18 protein-coding genes are annotated in these 19,636 nt (G+C 48.7%); 9 read left to right on the top strand and 9 right to left on the bottom strand.

All coding sequences use genetic code 11. The annotated features are described in order from the left end of the window. Positions 1 to 114 precede the first annotated feature (114 nt). Positions 115 to 951, top strand: coding sequence for an aldo/keto reductase (locus BJU60_RS06065; protein WP_070328011.1), 837 nt, complete (start codon positions 115 to 117; stop codon positions 949 to 951). Beyond that, complete coding sequence (locus BJU60_RS06060; RefSeq protein ID WP_083274033.1) at positions 905 to 1,426, top strand: DUF4304 domain-containing protein; 522 nt, start codon at positions 905 to 907, stop codon at positions 1,424 to 1,426. The genes BJU60_RS06065 and BJU60_RS06060 overlap by 47 nt, the downstream gene beginning before the upstream one ends. 12 nt (positions 1,427 to 1,438) lie before the next feature. Here BJU60_RS06060 and BJU60_RS06055 read toward each other — a convergent pair whose 3' ends face one another. Genes BJU60_RS06055 through BJU60_RS06045 form a run of 3 tightly spaced genes read right to left on the bottom strand, consistent with a single transcriptional unit; the run spans position 1,439 to position 3,681 of the window. After that, complete coding sequence (locus BJU60_RS06055) at positions 1,439 to 2,254, bottom strand: MetQ/NlpA family ABC transporter substrate-binding protein (protein WP_070328009.1); 816 nt, start codon at positions 2,252 to 2,254, stop codon at positions 1,439 to 1,441. A gap of 25 nt (positions 2,255 to 2,279) precedes the next feature. After that, positions 2,280 to 2,942: a methionine ABC transporter permease gene (locus tag BJU60_RS06050; protein ID WP_070328008.1), complete on the bottom strand. Its 663-nt coding sequence runs from the start codon at positions 2,940 to 2,942 to the stop codon at positions 2,280 to 2,282. Then, positions 2,935 to 3,681 (bottom strand): methionine ABC transporter ATP-binding protein, encoded by a 747-nt coding sequence (locus BJU60_RS06045; protein ID WP_070328007.1) that lies wholly within the window; start codon positions 3,679 to 3,681, stop codon positions 2,935 to 2,937. The genes BJU60_RS06050 and BJU60_RS06045 overlap by 8 nt, the downstream gene beginning before the upstream one ends. Positions 3,682 to 3,871: 190 nt before the next feature. On the opposite strand from BJU60_RS06045, the gene BJU60_RS06040 reads away from it, so the two are divergent. Then, on the top strand, positions 3,872 to 5,656 hold the full coding sequence (locus tag BJU60_RS06040; protein ID WP_070328006.1) for an SLC13 family permease: 1,785 nt from the start codon (positions 3,872 to 3,874) through the stop codon (positions 5,654 to 5,656). 48 nt (positions 5,657 to 5,704) lie between these two features. Here the strand turns inward: BJU60_RS06040 and BJU60_RS06035 are convergent, their stop codons facing one another. Further along, positions 5,705 to 6,448 carry a hypothetical protein gene (locus tag BJU60_RS06035; RefSeq protein WP_083274032.1) on the bottom strand — a complete coding sequence of 248 codons (744 nt, stop codon included), beginning with the start codon at positions 6,446 to 6,448 and terminating at the stop codon, positions 5,705 to 5,707. Between the two features lie 192 nt (positions 6,449 to 6,640). Here BJU60_RS06035 and adhP point away from each other — a divergent pair, with 192 nt between their 5' ends. The 3 genes from adhP (at position 6,641) to BJU60_RS06020 (ending at position 8,896) form a co-directional block, all read left to right on the top strand. Then, a complete protein-coding gene (gene adhP, locus BJU60_RS06030; protein WP_070328005.1) occupies positions 6,641 to 7,672 on the top strand; it encodes an alcohol dehydrogenase AdhP in 1,032 nt (343 codons plus the stop codon). A gap of 160 nt (positions 7,673 to 7,832) precedes the next feature. After that, positions 7,833 to 8,267 (top strand): MarR family winged helix-turn-helix transcriptional regulator, encoded by a 435-nt coding sequence (locus BJU60_RS06025; RefSeq protein ID WP_070328004.1) that lies wholly within the window; start codon positions 7,833 to 7,835, stop codon positions 8,265 to 8,267. A gap of 104 nt (positions 8,268 to 8,371) precedes the next feature. Further along, on the top strand, positions 8,372 to 8,896 hold the full coding sequence (locus BJU60_RS06020) for a CarD family transcriptional regulator (RefSeq protein ID WP_016510581.1): 525 nt from the start codon (positions 8,372 to 8,374) through the stop codon (positions 8,894 to 8,896). A 30-nt stretch (positions 8,897 to 8,926) separates the two neighbouring features. Here BJU60_RS06020 and BJU60_RS06015 read toward each other — a convergent pair whose 3' ends face one another. From BJU60_RS06015 to mqo, 3 genes are all read right to left on the bottom strand, one after another. Next, entirely contained in the window at positions 8,927 to 9,622 is a 696-nt protein-coding gene (locus BJU60_RS06015; RefSeq protein WP_070328003.1) for a hypothetical protein, read from the bottom strand. Positions 9,623 to 9,636: 14 nt separating this feature from the next. Further along, a complete protein-coding gene (locus BJU60_RS06010) occupies positions 9,637 to 10,125 on the bottom strand; it encodes a hypothetical protein (protein ID WP_070328002.1) in 489 nt (162 codons plus the stop codon). 115 nt (positions 10,126 to 10,240) lie between these two features. After that, positions 10,241 to 11,740, bottom strand: a complete 1,500-nt coding sequence (gene mqo, locus BJU60_RS06005) for a malate dehydrogenase (quinone) (protein ID WP_070328001.1) — start codon at positions 11,738 to 11,740, stop codon at positions 10,241 to 10,243. Positions 11,741 to 11,982: 242 nt separating this feature from the next. On the opposite strand from mqo, the gene BJU60_RS06000 reads away from it, so the two are divergent. Beyond that, a complete protein-coding gene (locus BJU60_RS06000) occupies positions 11,983 to 12,396 on the top strand; it encodes a (deoxy)nucleoside triphosphate pyrophosphohydrolase (RefSeq protein ID WP_070328000.1) in 414 nt (137 codons plus the stop codon). A 20-nt stretch (positions 12,397 to 12,416) separates the two neighbouring features. On the opposite strand, the gene BJU60_RS05995 is transcribed toward BJU60_RS06000, so the two are convergent. Beyond that, on the bottom strand, positions 12,417 to 15,296 hold the full coding sequence (locus BJU60_RS05995) for a DUF3427 domain-containing protein (protein ID WP_070327999.1): 2,880 nt from the start codon (positions 15,294 to 15,296) through the stop codon (positions 12,417 to 12,419). 112 nt (positions 15,297 to 15,408) lie between these two features. On the opposite strand from BJU60_RS05995, the gene BJU60_RS05990 reads away from it, so the two are divergent. Next, positions 15,409 to 15,951: a histidine phosphatase family protein gene (locus BJU60_RS05990; RefSeq protein ID WP_070327998.1), complete on the top strand. Its 543-nt coding sequence runs from the start codon at positions 15,409 to 15,411 to the stop codon at positions 15,949 to 15,951. Positions 15,952 to 15,998: 47 nt separating this feature from the next. Here the strand turns inward: BJU60_RS05990 and BJU60_RS05985 are convergent, their stop codons facing one another. Then, positions 15,999 to 16,862: a DegV family protein gene (locus tag BJU60_RS05985; protein ID WP_070327997.1), complete on the bottom strand. Its 864-nt coding sequence runs from the start codon at positions 16,860 to 16,862 to the stop codon at positions 15,999 to 16,001. Between the two features lie 259 nt (positions 16,863 to 17,121). Between BJU60_RS05985 and mprF the strand changes: the two genes are divergently transcribed. After that, the gene (gene mprF, locus BJU60_RS05980) at positions 17,122 to 19,620 is read left to right on the top strand and encodes a bifunctional lysylphosphatidylglycerol flippase/synthetase MprF (protein WP_254281658.1); all 2,499 of its coding nucleotides are present in this window, start codon (positions 17,122 to 17,124) and stop codon (positions 19,618 to 19,620) included. The last annotated feature ends 16 nt before the right edge of the window (positions 19,621 to 19,636 follow it).

Below are 19,636 nucleotides of genomic sequence, written 5' to 3'. Positions count from 1 at the left end.
AATCAGTCAAGGCTATTTTGTATAAAAATAGTTTTTAATACAGTTCAAACGTTTCATTCCCCGGGAAAGTGGAATAGCGGACAAGAGAACGGATTTTGAATGAGGAGGCATTTTATGAACATTCCGACCATCAAACTACACGACGGTTACGAGATTCCGGCTATCGGACTCGGCACTGTCTTCTTACGAGGTGAGGCCGGTGTCGACGCCATCACTAGCGCGATCCGTAACGGTTATCGTCTCATCGACTCAGCGATTCGCTACGATAACGAAGGCGCGCTCGGGGAAGCAGTCCGGCAGTCCGGCATCCCGCGTGAGCAGTTATTTTTGACGTCGAAACTGCGTGGTCAATATTTCGATTATGATGAGGCCCTCAATATGATTCAAGAATCGCTCTACCGGGCCAACCTAGACTATTGGGACTTATTTTTACTCCACTGGCCGAACCCGAAGCAAGATAAATACGTCGAGGCATGGCGCGCGCTCATCCAAGCGAAAAAGAACGGATGGATCCGCTCGATCGGCGTCTCGAACTTCATGCCTGAGCATCTCGATCGCTTGATCGAAGAGACGGGTGAGACACCGGTCATCAACCAAATCGAGCTCCATCCCTACTTCTCCCAAGTCGAGCAACGTCAAGCCGACAAAGAGCGAGATATCGTCACTGAGGCGTGGAGTCCGCTCAGCCGGGCCCGGACAGTCATTCATGACGAGACGATCACCGAGCTCGCCAACCAAAAAGGTAAGACCGTGTCGCAAGTCATCCTGCGTTGGCACATCCAGCTTGGCGTCATCCCGCTCCCGCGTTCGTCGAGCGAGCTACACCAACAAGAAAATCTCGACGTCTTCAACTTCGAGTTGACCGAGGACGAGATGGAGACCATCAATGCGTTGACGAAACCGGATGGCCGCATCGACAACCAAGACCCGAGAGAGTATGAAGAGTTTTAACAAAACAGGATTGAGCGTGCGCTCAATCCTGTTTTTCTATATATTCGAACTAAACCACTCAAAGGAGAATCTTATGCTATCACAACAACGAAAAAACATGATTGTCATCCTGAAACGAGAGGTAGTTCCTTATTTACGGTCGCATCAATTCAAAGGCTCGTTTCCTCACTTTCGGCGCGTTCAATCAGACCAAATGGATTTAGTCACCTTTCAATTCAATCGTCATGGTGGCTCGTTCACTGTCGTGTTGGCTCAAGCTCCAGCCACTGTTTTTCTGACACCTTGGGGAGAACAAATCAGCCCACAAAAAATGACCGCCCACGATGTCGACGTCGACGCGCGACGAAGACTAGGCAGTCATTCTCCATATGAAGACGATATTTGGTTCTCTTACGAATCAGCTCAGTTGGAACAAGACTATATACGCGTGGCGCAACAAGTCATTGATTCATTTGAACAACACATTTCACTTTGAGCGCAAAATTAATTAAAACGCCGGGATCGCCGTTTCGTCGTAATTCTCTTCTAAGAACGCACGGACTTCGTCACTCGTGAGCGCTTCACCGAGTTTCTGGATCGCTTCATCGTCCTTATTGTCTTCACGGGCGACGAGCGTGATGGCGAAGTCGTTCTCGACCCCTTCCGTCAAGAGCGCGTCGCTCTTCGGTGTAAGGTTGAGCGGTGCCGCGTACGCCGGCGTCATGAGGACCGCGTCGACGTCGTCATAGGCACGCGCGAGCATGAGAAGGTCGACTTCTTCAAACTTAAGGTTTTTCGGGTTATCCGTAATGTCCGCTTGCGTGTAGTACGAGCCATTCTTCTCCCCAAGTTTGATCACGTCGTGTTGCGCGAGGAGTGAGAGTGACCGGTCGATGTTCGAGACGTCGTTCGCGATTGCGATCGTCGCGCCTTCTGGGATGTCGTCGATGTTGTCGTACTCTTTCGAGTAGACGCCGTAGTTGGCGAAATAGATCGGTTCGATCGGGACGAGGTTGGCGTCATTGCTGCGGTTGAACTCTTCCATGTACGGGACGTGCTGGAAGAAGTTCGCATCGACTTCTTTCGCCGCGAGCGCCGTGTTCGGTTGCACGTTGTCGCCGAGGACGACGATTTCGAGTTCGATGTTGTCTTCCGCGAGCTGGTCTTTCGCGATCTCGAGCATGTCGGTCATCGGCGGGATGAGCGAGGCGACTTTGAGCGTCTGCGGCTCGTTCGTCGGTGCTTCCGTCGTTGTTTCGTTGTCAGTTCCACACGCCGCGAGGACGAGAGTGAGTGAGGCGAAGAGTGCCATTAATTTTTTCATTGATTTTCCTTCTTTCTGTAGGTGATTAGCGTTTATCGATGACCCGGGCCACCGTCGTACCGGTGAACTGAATCAGCTGGACGAAGACGAGCATGATGAAGATCATATACAGCATAAGCTCCGTCTTGAACTGTTGATAGCCGTAGCGGATGGCGAAGTCGCCGATGCCGCCGCCCCCGACCACCCCCATGATGGTCGAGTACGAGATGAAGCTGATGATCGACGTCGTCAGCCCGAGGACGAGTCCGGACCGGGCCTCGACGTATAAGAATTTGAAGATGACGTCTTTGATCGACGCCCCCATCGATACGGCCGCCTCGACGACGCCGCGCGGGACGTCTAGGAGCGACTGTTCGACGAGACGAGAGTAGTGGGCGATGGCGATGATCGAGAGTGGCACGGTCGCTGCCGCCGTCCCAAGCGCCGTTCCGATGATGAGCCGCGTAAATGGAATCAAAAACACGACGAGGAGCAGGAACGGGAACGAGCGGACGATGTTGACGACCAAGTTGAGCACCGAGAAGACGGCCCGATTCTCGAGCAACTGCCCTTTCCGGGACAAGTAGAGCCACGTTCCGAGCGGTAAGCCGACGAGGACGGCGGCGAGGATCGAGACGCCGACCATGATGAACGTCTCACCGATCGAGCGCCAAATCTCGGTCTGATATTGAACGAGCACGTCAGGCATCCGGCTCACCCGCCTTTCGCAACTCGTTGACGAACCAAGCCGGATTATTGTCGATTTCCGGGACACCACGCGGGACGAGATCGAGCGTCTCATACACCGATCCATCCGCCATGACGGTCACGCGGTCACACACTTGCTTGATGACGTCCATCTCGTGGGTGACGATGACGATCGTGACACCGAGCGCCTCGTTGATCGACTTCAGCACGCCGAGGATTTCGGCCGTCGTGTTCGGGTCGAGCGACGAAGTCGGCTCGTCACACAACAAGACGTGCGGTTCGTTCGCGAGCGCCCGGGCGATGGCGACGCGTTGCTTTTGCCCGCCGCTCAGCTGGGCCGGGTACTTGTCCTTAAACGACTCGAGTCCGACAAAGCGGAGGCATTCGAGCACCCGTTCCTCGTGCTTCGCCTGCGGTCGTCGTGCCAGTTTAAGCGGGGCGACCACGTTGTCATATACCGTCTTGTTGCCGACGAGGTTGAACTGTTGAAAGATCATCCCGATGACGTGTCGCTGTTCGCGGAGTTGCCGGCTCGATAGACTCGTCAGTTCGTTCCCATCGACCGTGACCGTCCCTGCGTCCGGCGTCTCGAGCAAGTTCATCAGGCGCAGCAGTGTCGACTTACCGGCACCGCTCGCACCGATGATACCATACATCTCTCCTCGTTCAATCTGGAGCGAGACGTCGCGGACCGCCTCGTCACGACCAAACTGTTTGCTTACATTCGTTAACGTGATCATAGACCGTCCCCTTTCTTTCATGATGGAAAAGTGGATGATAACCGTTCTTCATTTTAGCGAACTAAAGAGCAATTGTCAGTTGAGGCGGCTCATCAGAATGGTTCGGTTTGAGCTTGAAGTACGTTTTACTTCACTTTAAGCCTTCTAGACACTTATAATAAAATTAATAAATACCACAGGGGGTATGTGAATGACTACCGAAATATTATTGACCTTCGCTGTCTTGGCGCTAGCGATCGTCTTATTCGTCACCGATAAACTCCGGACCGACCTCGTCGCCGTCTTGATCATGGTCATCTTGCCATGGACCGGGGTCATCACGGCTAATGAGGCATTTTCTGGATTCGCGTCAAACGCTGTCATTTCTGTCATCGGGGTTATGTTGATCGGTTACGGTGTCGAACGTTCCGGCATCATGACCGTCGTCGCAGAATTTATCACGAAACGAGTCGGGGTCAAAGAAAAGAACGTCATGGCAACGACATCGACAACCGTAGGACTCATCTCGGCGTTCATGCAAAACATCGGTGCGGCCGCCTTATTTTTACCGGCCTTGAAGCGGATCAGTAAAAATGCCAACATCCCGGCTTCCAAGCTGATCATGCCGATGGGGTTTGCCGCCATTCTCGGGGGCACACTGACGATGGTCGCTTCGGGCCCGCTCATCATCTTGAACGACTTGTTGACCGAGTCCGGGTTTGACGCTTTAAACTTGTTCGCTGTCACACCAATCGGTCTCGTTTTGCTCGCGACCGGCATCCTCTACTTCTACTTCGCGGGCGGCCTCGTCTTGCCGAAAGCGTCCGGGGAAACGCAGACGACGAGCGCTTCTTTCATGGAAGAAACGCATCAATTGACGACCGACATCCATGAGCTCGACGTCAACGCTCGCCTTGCCGGACAAACGATTGAACAACTCGATATTTGGTCGACGTATGGGATCAACATTCTCGCACTTCGCGAAGGTGAGAGCCACGTCTATGGCCCTTGGCGCAAGACTCGCCTCGCCATCGGGCAGACGCTCGCCATCCTCGGAACGGACGAGGCGATCAATCGCTTCGCGGCCGATTATGAACTGACCATCAAACCTGAACTTGAATACTTCGCTTCGCTTGAAAATGAAGACGAGAGCGGATTCGCTGAGATCATCATCCCGCCGACGTCGCCGTTTATCGGGAAGACGCTCCGCGATATTGGCTTCAGAAAAAATTTCCGACTTGAGCCGCTTGCCATCGTCGGAAGCGACGGTACGCAGACAAAACTGGAAAACGTCCCGTTCGAAGCCGGCATGCAACTCGTCGTCTACGGCAGTTGGAAAGATTTGATCAATTTGCGGAACGGTCGCGAAGTCGCGATTTTAAGCGATGTGAAAGCACCCGAACTCGCACCACAGCAGAACAAGAAAAAGCCAGCCTTGTTTTCAATCATCGTCGCCCTCGGTCTCGTCTTTCTCGGCTTTCCACTGTCGCTCAGCTTCTTTACGGGAGCCCTGCTGATGATTTTACTCGGTGTCATCCCGAAAGATGAGATTTACCCAGCCATTGACTGGAAGACCGTGTTCTTACTAGCCGGGCTCATCCCGCTCGGTATAGCCTTTGAAAAGAGTGGCGCTGCCGCTTATACGGCGGATGCCATCGTCAATCTCGTTGGCGGGTGGAGCACGCTCGCAATTCTATTCATCATCGGGATCATCACGATGTTCTTCTCACTCTTCATGTCAAACGTGGCAGCGACCGTCTTGCTCGTCCCGCTCGTTCTGATGATGGCCGATACGTTCAACATCGATCCGATCGGTCTTGCGCTACTTGTCGCGGTATCAGCTTCGAACTCGTTCATTTTACCGACCCATCAAGTCAACGCCTTCATCATGGGACCGGGTGGTTACCGCAACGCGGACTATATGAAGGCCGGAGGAGTCATGAGCCTCCTCTTCCTTGTTGTCTCGGTTATGATGATTTATGTGCTATATATGTAACATTCGAAAAGACAGAAAGCGCAATCACGCTTTCTGCCTTTTGTGCATTTAAATCGGGTGCCGCTTGAAATGGTCGGCGATATGAGACCGCATCGCATCACGGTTCTCAGCGAAGATACGATGTCGGTGTCCGTTTCCGCCTGACGGATGCGGAAACCCGCTCACGACACGTTCTGGTGCGATGAGCCCTCGGGCGACGAGCGTCTCGACGGCCCGACGCACGTTGACACCCATCGGTAAAATGAGCGCATCTTCGAGGACGGCCATCTCGTCGGCGAAACTGCCCTCGACGTATGAACGGAACAGCTCCGTTCTTAACATGTCCGGACTCGAACCGTTATAGTTTTTCCCTTTATAAAAAACCGGATAAGGCAACACAGCGGTGTTCTGCACGAGATGGTTCGCCTCACCGAACAAGTCGAGCGTCGACTCGATCTGGAGATGGTGATGCAAGTCCAAGTCGTCGAGCATCGTCACCAAGTTCTTGCGGATCGGCCCTGAGAAGCTGCCGCGCTGTTTGACGGCCTGGAGCGCTGCTTCATCCGAAGCGTCAGCTAAGTCGCGGATCGCCTCGAACGACTGTCGCATTTGATAAAGACCCGGTGTGATGCCAGCAATGACGACTTTAGCGTTCGGATTGATGTATTCGAACGGGGCATAATAAATGGTCAATTGCTTCTTCGGGTCTTCCTCAAGAAGGAACATCTCGCTCTTCAACGTCGTTTCGTCCATGTCAGGAAGCTCAATGATTTTCTGTTTATAGGCTTGAAACAGGTCGGTTCGTGTCGGCACGATTCATCCTCCTTTCGTGTTCTGTCTTATCCTGTTCCCCAAAATCATTATGTGAAAAAAGTTCATGAAAGCGACAAGACTTCGCCTTTAGTTAAGCGTTTTCATTCCCTTTTTTATGCTATTCTTTTCTTGTCAGTTTGGTAATTACATATCTTTAATTACCTATAATTAGGATGGGGAGCGTGGGGTAAAGTGAAAGCAGTCGTAGTCAATTCATCTAACAAAGCGAATATCGAAGTGGTTGAAAAGGAGTTGCGTCCACTAAATTCTGGAGAGGCGCTTGTCGACGTCGAGTATTGTGGCGTATGTCACACGGACCTACACGTTGCCGCGGGAGATTTCGGTGATGTCCAAGGCCGCGTACTCGGACACGAAGGCATCGGGATCGTTTCAAAAATTGCTGACGACGTAACGAGTTTGAAAGTCGGAGACCGCGTCAGTATCGCCTGGATGTATCATGCCTGCGGGCGTTGTGAGTACTGTACGACTGGACGCGAAACGTTCTGCCGCCACGTACAAAACGCTGGATATAGCGTTGATGGCGGGATGGCCGAGCAAAGTATCGTAATGGCCGATTTCACTGTCAAAGTACCAGACGGACTCGATCCGGCACAAGCTTCGAGTATCACGTGTGCCGGTGTCACGACGTATAAAGCCATTAAAGTGGCTGACGTGAAGCCAGGTCAAATCGTTGTTATCTACGGATGCGGTGGTCTTGGTAACCTAGCAATTCAGTACGCCAAACACGTGTTCAATGCGTACGTCGTCGCAGTCGACATCAATGACGACAAACTCAAACTCGCTAAAGACAGCGGCGCCGATATGATCATCAATCCAGTGACAGAGGGCGCTGCGGACAAAATCATCCAAGAGCAACTCGGGGGCGCACATGCAGCGGTCGTCACGGCCGTTTCAAAAGTAGCCTTCAACTCTGCGGTCGACGCTGTAAGAGCGTGTGGAAAAGTTGTCGCGGTCGGACTTCCGTCTGAAACAATGGATTTGAATATCCCACGTCTCGTCCTCGATGGCATCGAAGTCGTCGGATCACTCGTCGGTACACGTAAAGACTTAGAAGAGGCTTTCCAGTTCGGGGCCGAAGGAAAGGTCGTACCGGTCGTCCAGAAACGTTGCCTCCACGAAGTCCAAGATATTTTCGAAGAGATGGAACAAGGTAAAATTCAAGGACGAATGGTCATCGATTTCAAAAATAAAGAATGCCAGTAAAAAAACGAGGCCATTTGGTCTCGTTTTTTTACTAGCGTCTAAACTGGGTCATCGTATGACATGATCATCTGTTCAGTTGAAATTGAGATACTAGCGCATTGACGCGCCCTATCCGCTTTTGTATAGTTAGGAACGACAAAACAGAATAGGAGTGACCAATTTGACTCCATACGAACAACTTACGCCAACGCACCTTTTGGATTTGCTCGGTGAGCGCCACGATCAAATCCGACGCATTAGCGAACGGGCATGGAACGAACAACATGATATTTACATCTCCAACTCGGAATGGTACATCCTCGCCCGCATCTACCGAAAGAATCCGACCATCTCCGAAGTGACACGGAACGTCCATGTGTCACGCCAGGCGATCCATAAACTGATCAAGAACTTGAAGACAAAAGAGCTCGTCACGGTGACCGACCATCCGACGAGCCGAAAAGACAAATGCATTCAGCTGACCGACCTCGGTATCCGCTGTTATGAACAAAACGAGGCGCTAAAAGCCGATCTCGAACAAAAAATTGCCACGACACTCGGCGACGATGCGTTTAATCAATTGCAGACGTTGCTCCAAACCGACTGGAAACTCTGATCTCTTCTCATCATAAGAAGAGGTTTTTTCCGTCTGTGCGGCCTTCAATGTCAACCGGGTTGACAATTTACATCAATTACCTCTATAATGGATATTAGGAAGAGGTGATCGATTTGTTCAAAATTGATGATTTAATCATCTATTCGACCCACGGAGTTTGTCGCATTGACGAAATTTCCGATATGACGGTCGCAGGTGAGACGAAGTCGTACTATACGCTCCATCCAATCAACAACGCGCAGAAGCTACAGATCAGTATTCCGGTCGATAGTGACAAAGTCATGATGTTGACACTCTTGGAAGCTAAAGAAGCAAAAGAGATCCTCGAATCGTTCCGCTCTCCTGGTGTCGAATGGAATCCCCATCCGAATAACCGGAACCGCGAATTCTTGCATGTCGTTCATTCGGGCAACCGTCACGATATCGCTCAAGTCATCAACACGCTTGCTCGGAGACAAACCGAAGCAGTCTCGTTGAACAAAAAGTTATATGAACAGGATCGTAAGATTTTAGAAAACGCTAAAACGATTCTTGTGAAAGAACTTTCACTCGCGCTTCATTTGTCGGAAGAAGTCATCGATCAACAGATTGCCGCTTATTTGAGCGCTGAACCTGTTGCCGCCACTTGATTGGACCCTTCTATATGAAGTGGTCTTTTTTTATTGTCTGAACGCCTGTAACACTTGTTCCTTCAACGGTTGGAAGCTCATCCCTAAGTTCCCGTGGTACATAAAATGCTTCGAGCATAGCACCGTCCCGATTCCACCGTCACGGTATGTAAATGGAATCGGGCCTTTTGCAATCCAGTCGCAGAGTCGAAGGTTTCGATTGAATGTCTGACGTGGAACCATGTGCTCCTCTTCAAGCAAACCGAGCAGTTCGCCGAGTGCCTGTTTGCTATGGACAATAATTACTTTCGGTCGATAGGTGAATAACAATTCTCGGAACACTCGATTCCCATACTGAATCAAGTCAGGATTTACGCCAAGCAAATCTTTCGCTCGTCTCGTCGGATAGGCGTTCATATTCGTCTCAATCACTTCAACTTCTCCATTCGCCCTCAGCTCTAAATCTTCGACAAATTTATTCAAGCCGATCCGCGTGCGTGATAAGTCCGTCTTCCCTTGCGAACGGCGAATCGTCTTCACGCGCTCCAAAAACTGCTCTCGATGACAAAATGTATCGATATACTCTTCAGCACTTGCAAAGTCGTCCTTATGCATCGGCGTCGCTGGATTGATGCCAACGATGAAGACGTTACCTTTTGAACTCGGGGATTTACTGACGAACGGTCGGAAATAGTAGGGATGGGGCTCACGTTCGACCCAACTTTTTAACATTTCAACTGAATACATGCCCCGGTCTCCTCTCAATCAGTCTGTAAAGTCACATCTTCAGCTAATCCCGTATTGTTAATCTTGTTGTACTGGTCATAAGCTTCCGTCACTTCGTTCAAGTCTTCTGGATCAATCAAAAATGTTTGAGTCCCTTTCTCAATCAGCAAAAGCGGCTGCCCTTTGAACTTTACTTCATCCAAGATCTCGGATGCGTCTCGAACGATCACTGTCTCCGTTGTTGGCGTGAGGCACCGGACTTCTGTGTGATCTAGCCACTCCAATATTTCTGTGACTTCCGACTCGATATCAAACAATATGGCGACCAAAACATAATGATCCCCTTGTTTCATCAGGACAGCATAGCAATCACCCATTTGGACGCATTCCGTCTTCGCCGTCTCCATATAGTCTTCGTAATGAGGGAGGACACAATACTCGTAATTGTCCGGATATTTTCGCAGGTGTTCGAGATAAGCACCATACTTTTTTCTTTCCCACTGTGTAAGCTTGATTTTATCCATCCTCTACCTCCTACATGATGGTATTCACCTTTTATTTATAACCAATATATGGTTTTTTAATGTTGCAATTCAAAAGAAAAAGCGAGAATATTTTCGCATTCTCGCTTCAACCGATTCAATTGTGCACGACACCCTTTTCTTTCAAGCCGAGCGCCATTGCCGTCGATTCGTGGATCGTCTTGAACAGCTCAGGATGGTCTGAGAGCGAGACGCCGTACGATGGCACCATTTGCTTGATCTTCGGCTCCCATTCCGGCAACTGCTCAGGGAAGCACTGCTCGAGCACTTTCAACATGACGTGGACCGCTGTCGACGCACCGGGTGACGCACCGAGGAGCGCCGCGACCGAACCGTCTTCCGCACTGACGACTTCTGTCCCGAATTGGAGCGTGCCTTTGCCTGCTGGCGTGTCTTTAATGACTTGCACACGCTGACCAGCGGCGACGATTTCCCAATCCTCGTTTTTCGCGGTCGGAATGAACTCACGGAGCTCGTCCATCCGCTTGTCGTGCGACAAGAGCACTTGCTCGATCAAATATTTCGTGAGCGGCATCTCTTTCGCCCCGGCCGCAAGCATCGTCACGACGTTGTACGGTTTGACCGATTGGATGAGGTCGAGGTTCGAGCCTGTCTTCAAGAACTTCGGCGTAAAGCCGGCGAACGGTCCGAACAAGAGCTCTTTCCGTCCATCGATGTAACGTGTATCAAGATGCGGCACCGACATCGGCGGCGCGCCGACTTTCGCCTTACCGTATACTTTGGCGTGGTGCTGCTCGATGACGTCACGGTTTTTACAGACGAGGAACAACCCGCTCACCGGGAATCCGCCGATATGCTTCGACTCCGGGATACCCGTCTTTTGCAACAGCGGCAAGCTGCCGCCACCGCCGCCGATAAAGAGGAACGGCGCCGTATGCGTCTCGATCGTATTCGCCTCGATGTCCTTCACTTTCACTTCCCATAGCCCGTCTGGCAACCGTGTCACGTCCTCGACGCTATGCTTGTAGTTGACCTCGACATCATGATTCGTCAAATGGTCAAACAGCACCCGCGTCAGCGCGCCAAAGTTGACATCCGTCCCTGAGTCAATTTTCGTCGCGGCAATCGGCTCATCGATCGTGCGACCTTCCATGACGATCGGCATCCATTCGCGCAACTGCTCCGGATCGTCCGATAAGACCATACCATCGAACAACGGATTATTTGTTAGCGCTTCCAAACGTTTCTTCAAGAAGCGGATATCTTTCTCCCCTTGGACCATGCTCATATGTGGGATCGAGCGGATAAAGTCTTCCGGTTGTTGGATCAATCCTTTGTTCACTAGATGCGCCCAAAACTGGCGCGAGATTTGGAACTGCTCGTTGACGTTAATCGCTTTTGAGATGTCGAGCGTGCCGTCCGAATTCTCGGTCGTATAGTTCAACTCGCAGAGGGCGGCATGCCCCGTTCCTGCGTTATTCCACTCGTTCGAGCTCTCTTCCCCTGCGCTTGCGAGCTTCTCGAACACTTTGACTTCCCACTCCGGTACGAGCTCTTTAAAGAGCGACCCGAGCGTCGCGCTCATAATTCCCGCACCAATCAAAATGACGTCTGTTCTCTTCTGGACACTGCTCATGAAAACCCCATCCTTCTCCCCTGAATTTGTGTATGAAACGACTCAGTAAATCCCCATTCGCCGATCGTTTCTTTGTACTCGTTATACTGATTATAACGCTTTTGTGATGAAAGATAAGGGTTAAGTAGTGAAAATAGAGATGAAACTTTTTATCGAGTTTACACTTCGGAAATCGCCGACGTCACACTTTGTTTCGAATGGTATGATGAAGGCAACTAAACGAACAGAGCGAGGTCAGAAGTATGAAAAAAAAAGTAAAAGTTGTAGCAGCTGTAATCGAAAATGAGAACCAAGAGATTTTGTGCGCACTTCGCTCAACCGATATGCTTATCTCAAATATGTGGGAGTTTCCTGGTGGGAAAGTCGAAGCTGGTGAAAATCTACAAGAAGCACTTGAGCGAGAAATTCTTGAAGAGTTAAACTGTGAAATCACAGCACATGAAGTGATTAATGAACACGTTCATGAATATGAGACGTTTATCATTCAATTAATTTCACTGCGTGCTGAATTGAAGTCAGGCACTCCGGTTGCAACGGAACATGACGCTTTGATCTGGTTGAAACGAGAAAACTTACATTCCCTCGTCTGGGCGCCAGCAGATATCCCTGCCGTAAATGACGTCATCAATCAAACGACGAAAGCCGAGAACGTGTAAAAAACACGTCTCGGCTTTTTTCAATGCGTTTGTTCATGAAGGTAGTCGTAGATTTGTTGGTCAACATGTTCTTGGAGGAGTAAGTTCATTTTTACAACAGGAACAAGCTTTTGAGATTTTTCTGCTATCATTTCCGCATCAATTACTGACGAGTCCTCGATATCTACTTTACCCATGTAATAAAAATCGTCTCCTATATCTTTGTTTAAAAATAAATGGAGAGCTATATTATTTTCTTTATAACTTAGTATGTTTTGTACGTTTGGATGTCTCTTTTTCGATTTCTCCTTCATGTACCACGACAATGTTTCAACATCAACTAGTTTATTACCATATTTCAAATCTTGAATATTTTGTTCGGTTCTAACCTTTGCAAAGATAGGACATGTATTATGCTTAGCTCTATAACCATATACCGTCGTACTCTCGTCTTTATCCCAATTTAATAAGCGACATGCGTCTTTTCTAGAGTATTTTTCAAATCGCGTTAACGGATATGTCTGATCATATCGTTTACTTCTTGCCAAAGAAGCCTCTATGACATCAACAAATAACGTATAAAACCACTTATTATTCAACAAGTATTTCAAATGCGAAGACAATTGATATCTATTGCTCTTTATAGAAATGAGCGGTTCGGTCCCATATTTCACTCGATCTTTATTCTCAAAAAACTCGAGTGTCAAAACTTTTTCTACAGATTGTAAGGTCTCGAAGTTACAGTAAATCGATTTGTCGTTCAGCTCACTTTCGAACTCTTTTTGAGAAACTGATCCTTTGTTTATAAGAAGCTGTAATAGTAAATTTTCATGTACTCTTTTACCAGCTAATAGCTCTTGGGTAACCATCACTAGTAATTTTGAATGGTCCTCTGATAACGAGGGACTATTATCTAATTTATATAATAAATGTCCATAATGACTCTTGGTGTTACCTTGTGTACCAATTATCAACGGATCAATCGAATTGTATTTAATAAAGTCTATGAGCATTGGTATTCTTCCAAGTCGATTTTTTAAGTTTTCATAAGCACCTTTGATAACTTTTTCTGTAGTTAAATTCGTCGAGTTAATAGACTTATAAATTCTTTCTTTTGCAACTTGTTCGAAGTTGATAGTGGATGTACCCGAGATATAGCTTCTCTCAATCATTTTCCTTCTGATAGTATCTTTGTTTAGCGAACGGTCATCTGATAATGCTACTGGGATCAAATAGTTATTTTTATAGTTTCCGATAAAATCAATAACTGTTACATAGTCTTTAGATTGATGCTTCCTCAGACCCCGCCCTAACTGTTGAATAAAGATAATACTTGATTCGGTTTGACGTAACATAACAACTTGATTGATGCTTGGAATATCGATTCCTTCGTTAAAAATATCAACTGTTAGAATATAATCTAACTCTCCAGCTTCAAGCTTAGCGACTTCTTCATTTCGTTTGTCTTGCGCATCACTACCTGTGAGTGCACAGGTTCTAAAACAATTCTTATTTAATTCTTCAGAGAGTCTCTTTGCCTCTCGTTTTGAACTACAAAATATCAAACCACACAATCGATCTCCAGAAAATCCATAGTAATCTGTCTTTTCAATAATTTGCTTAACTCTCTCTTCAGACACTAGGCGATTAAACGCTTCTGTTCCTTTTTGCACCCCGTCAATATCGAGATCCGTTACCCCAAAATAATGGAATGGGCATAACATATCCTCTTCAAGTGCTTCTTGCAACCGAATCTCGTATGCAATGTTGTAATCAAACAACTTAAACAAATCATATCCATCTGAACGTTCAGGAGTTGCCGTCATACCTAGTAAAAAAGTAGGCGTGAAATGCTCAATAACTCGTTGATAAGAAACAGCTCCTGCTCGATGACTTTCATCGATCAATACGTAGTCAAATGCATCTCGATCGAATTGATCTAACGTTTCTTGTTTAGAAATCGTTTGAACCGTCGCGAAGATATACTTGGCCTCTATTGCTCTACTCGAACCAGAAAGAATGCCAAAATCTTCACTTCGTCCACCAATGACTCGATGAAAATCGGTCTTCGCTTTTTGTAAAATTTGTTCCCGATGAACAATAAATAACATTCTGTTCGGACGATAACGACGCACGTCAAAAGCGGCTAAATATGTTTTTCCAGTGCCTGTCGCAGAGACCACCAGCGCTCGTTGATTTCCTTGAGACCGAACAGCTTCAATTCCATGTAAGGCAGAACGTTGCATCGTATTCGGTTCGATCTCTAGCGCGTCTTTGAGTAGATTAGTATCATATACACTCGGAAATTCGGCAACTCGCTCGCCGAACATAGGACGATATACACTCTCATACGACGAAATCCATTCTGATGTCATTGGACTCGATTTATTCCACATCTCTTCAAATTGATTTGAAAAATGCGAAATAATCTCACCATCTTTATGAGAGGTTAATTTGATATTCCATTCATAATTCGTTTTTAACGCACCTGCCGTTAAATTAGAACTCCCGACAATGAGAGAAACGTACTCATTATGCTTAAAGATATAACCTTTAGAATGAAACGCTTCTACATCAGCGATCCTCACGTCTACATTTTCAAGCTTCAAGAGCTCTCTAAACACTTTCGGTTGATTAAAAAATTGATACGTAGAAGTTATGATTCTGCCTCGAATTCCTTTTTTATGCAAATCGTACAACGTTGATTTTATAGTAGCCAAACCAGACTCAGTAATAAACGCAACCGAGAACTGAAACATCTGACACACCTTTAACTCTTCAATGAGAGAGGTGAGCACATCTCGACGTTTTGATCGTTGATTCACCAAAAGTTCTGGTCTAAATGGGCTGATATGATGATGATTCTTATCAATAAATCCTTTTTCTAAAGAATTTTTTAATTGATCTGTAAAATGACTCATGTGATCCTCCTGTTCGAATTATAATAAATTGAAATAATTCCTATTACATGAAATCGTTTTACATATATTTCATTATTATCTTCTCATCAAAAATGATCAAGGAGAATCCACTATGCCAACCATCTACCTCGTCCGTCACTGTTCGGCCACCGGTCAAGAGCCGGACGCTCCGCTCACGGAAGCCGGTCAAATCCAGGCGATCGCCTTGCGCGATTTTTTCGAAGACGTCCCGATCGAGCGTATCATCTCGAGCGATTACACTCGGGCCGTCGCTTCAATCACACCTGTCGCTAACGAGCGGAACTTAACGATTGAACAGGAACCGAAGCTTCGTGAGCGCATCCTCTCGCTCGAACCGCGGGCTGATTGGTTCGACCTACTCCGCCACTCGTTCGACGACCCTTCGTTCAAGTTACCCGAAGCTGAGTCGGGCCTAGACGCAACTGCTCGGATTTTGGACGTCGTCACTCAAATAAACGGTCCGACGATTCTCGTGACACACGGCAATCTGCTCGCGCTCTTGTTACAACATGTGGATAACCAGTTTGATTTCGAGACGTGGCGGAATCTTAGTAATCCGGACGTCTATCAGTTGGAAATTGTGGATAACTTTTTTTCAGTCAAACGCGTCTGGTCGGACCCTGCCTGTGGATAACGTTATCCACAGAAAAAGCCGTCTCATCACGAGACGGCTTCACTGCTTCACTTTTCCACAAAGAACATCGAGATCGCACCTAGACCGACGTGAGTCCCGACCGAGACACCCATCTGCATCAGATAAATCTCACCTTCGAAGTCCGATTCGGCTTGGATTTTCACTTTCAAGTTCTCAGCGATTTTCTGGTCCGATGTATAACCGATGATGATGAAGTTTGTGACGTCTTTGTCGTAGCGTTTAATGAACTCGTCCGTGTAGTGCTTGAGCACTTTCCGAGTTCCGCGTTCTTTGGCGACGATGGCACCTTTCCCGTTCTTCATGCTCATGATCGGCTTGACCATCAACAGCTTGCCGATGATCGCGCTCGCGTTCGAGATACGGCCACTCTTGATCAAATGATCCAAGTCGTCGACCGACAAGAAGTGTTTCACTTTCATCTTATACGCCTCATTGAAGTCGACGAGTTCCTCGAACGTCGCACCCGCTTCACGCATCTGTGCGCTCTTCATAAGTAACCAACCGCTGCCGTGGCTCATCGAACGGGAATCGACGATATGAATCTTCACCGTCGAATCCGGATGCGCCTCTTCAAAATATTCTTTGCCGAGCACGGCCGATTGATACGAACCACTCGTCCCACTCGACATGCAGATACATAAAATTTCGTGATGGCCGGCCGTGACGGCATCTTCCATCAGCTTCAAAAACGTCGCCGGGCTCGGCATCGCCGTCGTCGGAAATTCCGGTAGCGCTTCCAACATTCCGTAAAACTCATCGGGCTGAATATCGACGCGGTCTTCATACGACTTATTGTTCATCGTGATGATGAGCGGAGCTACACCGATATCATATTTTGCTAAAATGTCGTCTGATAAATCGCAAGTTGAGTCGGCTAGTAATTTAATCATAGTATCCTCCAAATTGTCTCCTAAGGTGACGGGAATCGTCCTAGTTCACTACGCCGATTAAGACGTCAAGACAGGACACCTTTAGTGTACCAAATATAGAGGGTTTGATGTTTTTTTACTAGGCTCAATGTGCGACTTATTCATGTTTTTGAATCGATGTGCGAATTCGGGTCGTATACACTACAGGATTCACTATTCCTCACATGCAAAACAGCATATAATGCTAACACTAAGCTTGTAGCCGTAAGGAGAAGACATGATGCAAAAACGACTTTCTTGGAAGCAGCTGAAATGGTTGGTTCCATTCCTATTGATTGGCCTGATTCTTTATCAGAGCGGGCAAGAACTACAAAACTTATCGCTCGCAGCCGCCTTCTCGGCGTTAGAAAAACTGACAGGATTCGAACAATCCAGCTTGATCCTTCTTGGCTTGCTCGCCGTCCTGACGATGACCGGATACGACTACTTTTTACTCCGCTCATTGAACGTTCATATCCCGGTCCATAAGCTGCTTCGTGCGGCTTGGATCACCAACTCGATGAACGGCATGCTCGGGTTCGGCGGCGTCATCGGCATCGCACTCAGGACCTCGCTGTATCGTCCGTACACGGATACATTGCGACTGCTCCGGGCTATCGGTTGGATGACACCGACGCTGATCAGCGGACTGTCTCTACTGTCGATCGGGGTCCTCTCCGGCCTATTTCCGACCACAACGCTGATATCGACGAAGCAGTGGATTTGGCCCATATTGCTGGCAACGCTAGCCGTCTTGCCACTTTACATCTATATGACCCGCAAACGATCGAACTTGAGCTGGTCGACGTTACTCGGCTACATCGCCACATCATTCGCGGAATGGGTGACAGCAGGACTCGTCGCCTTGTACGCCTTGTATCTCCTCGGCGGGGACGCCCCGATTGCTAGTATGCTGGGCGTATTCATCGTCGCCACAATCGTTGGGGTCGTTTCACTCGTCCCAGGCGGAGCCGGCTCATTTGATCTATTGTATTTGGTCGGGATGACGCAGCTCGGCATCAACCAAGAGATTGTGTTGTCGTCCTTGATCGTCTATCGGTTCGTCTACTTCATCGTCCCGTTCATGATTGGTTTGTTTTTAGCCGCGATCGCCTTCGGGGACCAGGTCGTCAAACAAATCGAATACAAACCGATCATCGGCTCATCGTATGAAATCGGGACGGTCGTCTGGCGCACCGTGTTGCGGACACTCGCCAAGACCGGTCGGATCGCCGGCAGTCTGATCGCTTTGATGACGAGTCTCGTCCTCTGGTTTCAAACGCTGCTCCCGAGTGTGGCCCCGCTTTATGTGACAGCCCCTTGGATGCAATGGGTCGGGACGCTTTGTCTGTTCGTTGCCGGACTCCTGACGTTAGTGAGCACCTACGGCATGTATATCCGCACGAAACGGGTGCTGTGGATCACGGCTGTGTCGTTCTTCTTCGCGACGCTTGGTATATTCGCACGCGGGTTCAATTTGTTCGAAGCGTTGGTCGTGGTCGGATTTGCCTTGTTCGTTTGGCTGACCCGAAACCAGCACACGCGGTATCGCTCGATCCTGACCATCAGTCGCTTCTTCCGAAACGTGTTGTATGTCAGTCTATATGTCGGGACACATGCGATTTTGCTCCAGTCATTCAGTCAAAGCGACACGATTTTCTTTGAACCGGATCAAGCCGCCCTGTTAAGCGTGAGCGCTGTCATGATATCAGGCCTGCTATTGAGTGTCCTGTTCGTCTTGTTTAACCGTCTGAAGCGTCCCCGTCTTGGTGAGGCGTTCGAATCGGTGCGCTTTGAACGGTTCCAGACGACGCATGCGACATCACACACGTTTGATTTGGCTTACATGAATGACAAGCGCGTCTATTATGGGCCTGATGACAACGCCTGCCTGTTGTTCGCGTTATCTGGTAATCACGCAATCGTTTTAGGAGACATACAAGGTGAGACGAGTGCCGCCTCCGAGCTGTTGATTCAGTTCATTGAGGCGACCGACCATCTCGGCTATGTCCCGTTGTTCTATCAAGCCACACCGAACTGGATGCCGCGCCTGCATGACGCTGGCTTCACGTTTTTCAAGCTTGGCGAAGAGGCGACGATCAATGTCGATACGTTCTCACTGACAGGTAAAAAGCGCGCGAACATGCGCTCCCTAAACAACCAGTTCATAAAAAAAGGCTTTACCGTGGACGTGATCACGCGACCGAACGAGGCGATCATCACCTCGTTAAAAGATATTTCCGAAGAATGGATCGGTAATCGCAGTGAGAAAGGCTTCTCGCTCGGATTTTTCAACGAGCAGTCCCTATCCCATTATCCGACGGCGCTGCTGAAGGACGTCGATGGGCAAATTGTCGCCTTCATCACGCTGCTCCGCGGGCATGGTACCGTATCGATTGACTTGATGCGCTCGTGTTGTGACGCCCCGCCCGGCTCAATCGAAGTACTGATTCTTCACGTAATCGAGTGGGCGCGGGAGAATGAATATGCCGATGTCGGGCTCGGAGTCGCCCCACTCGCATCGGTCGGTGAGCATACGTTCGCTTACTGGCCCGAGCGGATCGCGGCGGACATCTTCGAGAACATCAGCTACATTTATCCGTTCAGTGGCTTAAGGCAATTTAAGAACAAGTTCAAACCGACGTGGGAAGGCCGCTACTTGGCATTCCGGCAACGACGGACGCTCCTGCCTTCCTTGTTGCGCACGGCCCGGCTGATCAGTCGAAAAAACGTTCAATGACACGCGAAAGGAGCGC

This window comes from Exiguobacterium aurantiacum (genome assembly GCF_001766415.1).
Lineage (GTDB): Bacteria > Bacillota > Bacilli > Exiguobacteriales > Exiguobacteriaceae > Exiguobacterium > Exiguobacterium aurantiacum_A.
The sequence above is the reverse complement of the archived record's forward strand: the minus strand, read 5'-3'. Positions and strand labels throughout refer to the sequence as shown.

Bases quoted from the DNA above. Each gene is read 5' to 3' on its own strand.
- BJU60_RS06040 (WP_070328006.1), top strand. From the start codon at position 3,872: ATGACTACCGAAATATTATTGACCTTCGCTGTCTTGGCGCTAGCGATC.
- BJU60_RS05990 (WP_070327998.1), top strand. From the start codon at position 15,409: ATGCCAACCATCTACCTCGTCCGTCACTGTTCGGCCACCGGTCAAGAG.
- BJU60_RS06015 (WP_070328003.1), bottom strand. From the start codon at position 9,622: ATGTATTCAGTTGAAATGTTAAAAAGTTGGGTCGAACGTGAGCCCCAT.
- mprF (WP_254281658.1), top strand. From the start codon at position 17,122: ATGCAAAAACGACTTTCTTGGAAGCAGCTGAAATGGTTGGTTCCATTC.
- BJU60_RS06010 (WP_070328002.1), bottom strand. From the start codon at position 10,125: ATGGATAAAATCAAGCTTACACAGTGGGAAAGAAAAAAGTATGGTGCT.
- BJU60_RS06060 (WP_083274033.1), top strand. From the start codon at position 905: ATGGCCGCATCGACAACCAAGACCCGAGAGAGTATGAAGAGTTTTAAC.
- BJU60_RS06055 (WP_070328009.1), bottom strand. From the start codon at position 2,254: ATGAAAAAATTAATGGCACTCTTCGCCTCACTCACTCTCGTCCTCGCG.
- BJU60_RS06000 (WP_070328000.1), top strand. From the start codon at position 11,983: ATGAAAAAAAAAGTAAAAGTTGTAGCAGCTGTAATCGAAAATGAGAAC.
- BJU60_RS05985 (WP_070327997.1), bottom strand. From the start codon at position 16,862: ATGATTAAATTACTAGCCGACTCAACTTGCGATTTATCAGACGACATT.
- BJU60_RS05995 (WP_070327999.1), bottom strand. From the start codon at position 15,296: ATGAGTCATTTTACAGATCAATTAAAAAATTCTTTAGAAAAAGGATTT.
- BJU60_RS06045 (WP_070328007.1), bottom strand. From the start codon at position 3,681: ATGATCACGTTAACGAATGTAAGCAAACAGTTTGGTCGTGACGAGGCG.
- mqo (WP_070328001.1), bottom strand. From the start codon at position 11,740: ATGAGCAGTGTCCAGAAGAGAACAGACGTCATTTTGATTGGTGCGGGA.
- BJU60_RS06065 (WP_070328011.1), top strand. From the start codon at position 115: ATGAACATTCCGACCATCAAACTACACGACGGTTACGAGATTCCGGCT.
- BJU60_RS06050 (WP_070328008.1), bottom strand. From the start codon at position 2,942: ATGCCTGACGTGCTCGTTCAATATCAGACCGAGATTTGGCGCTCGATC.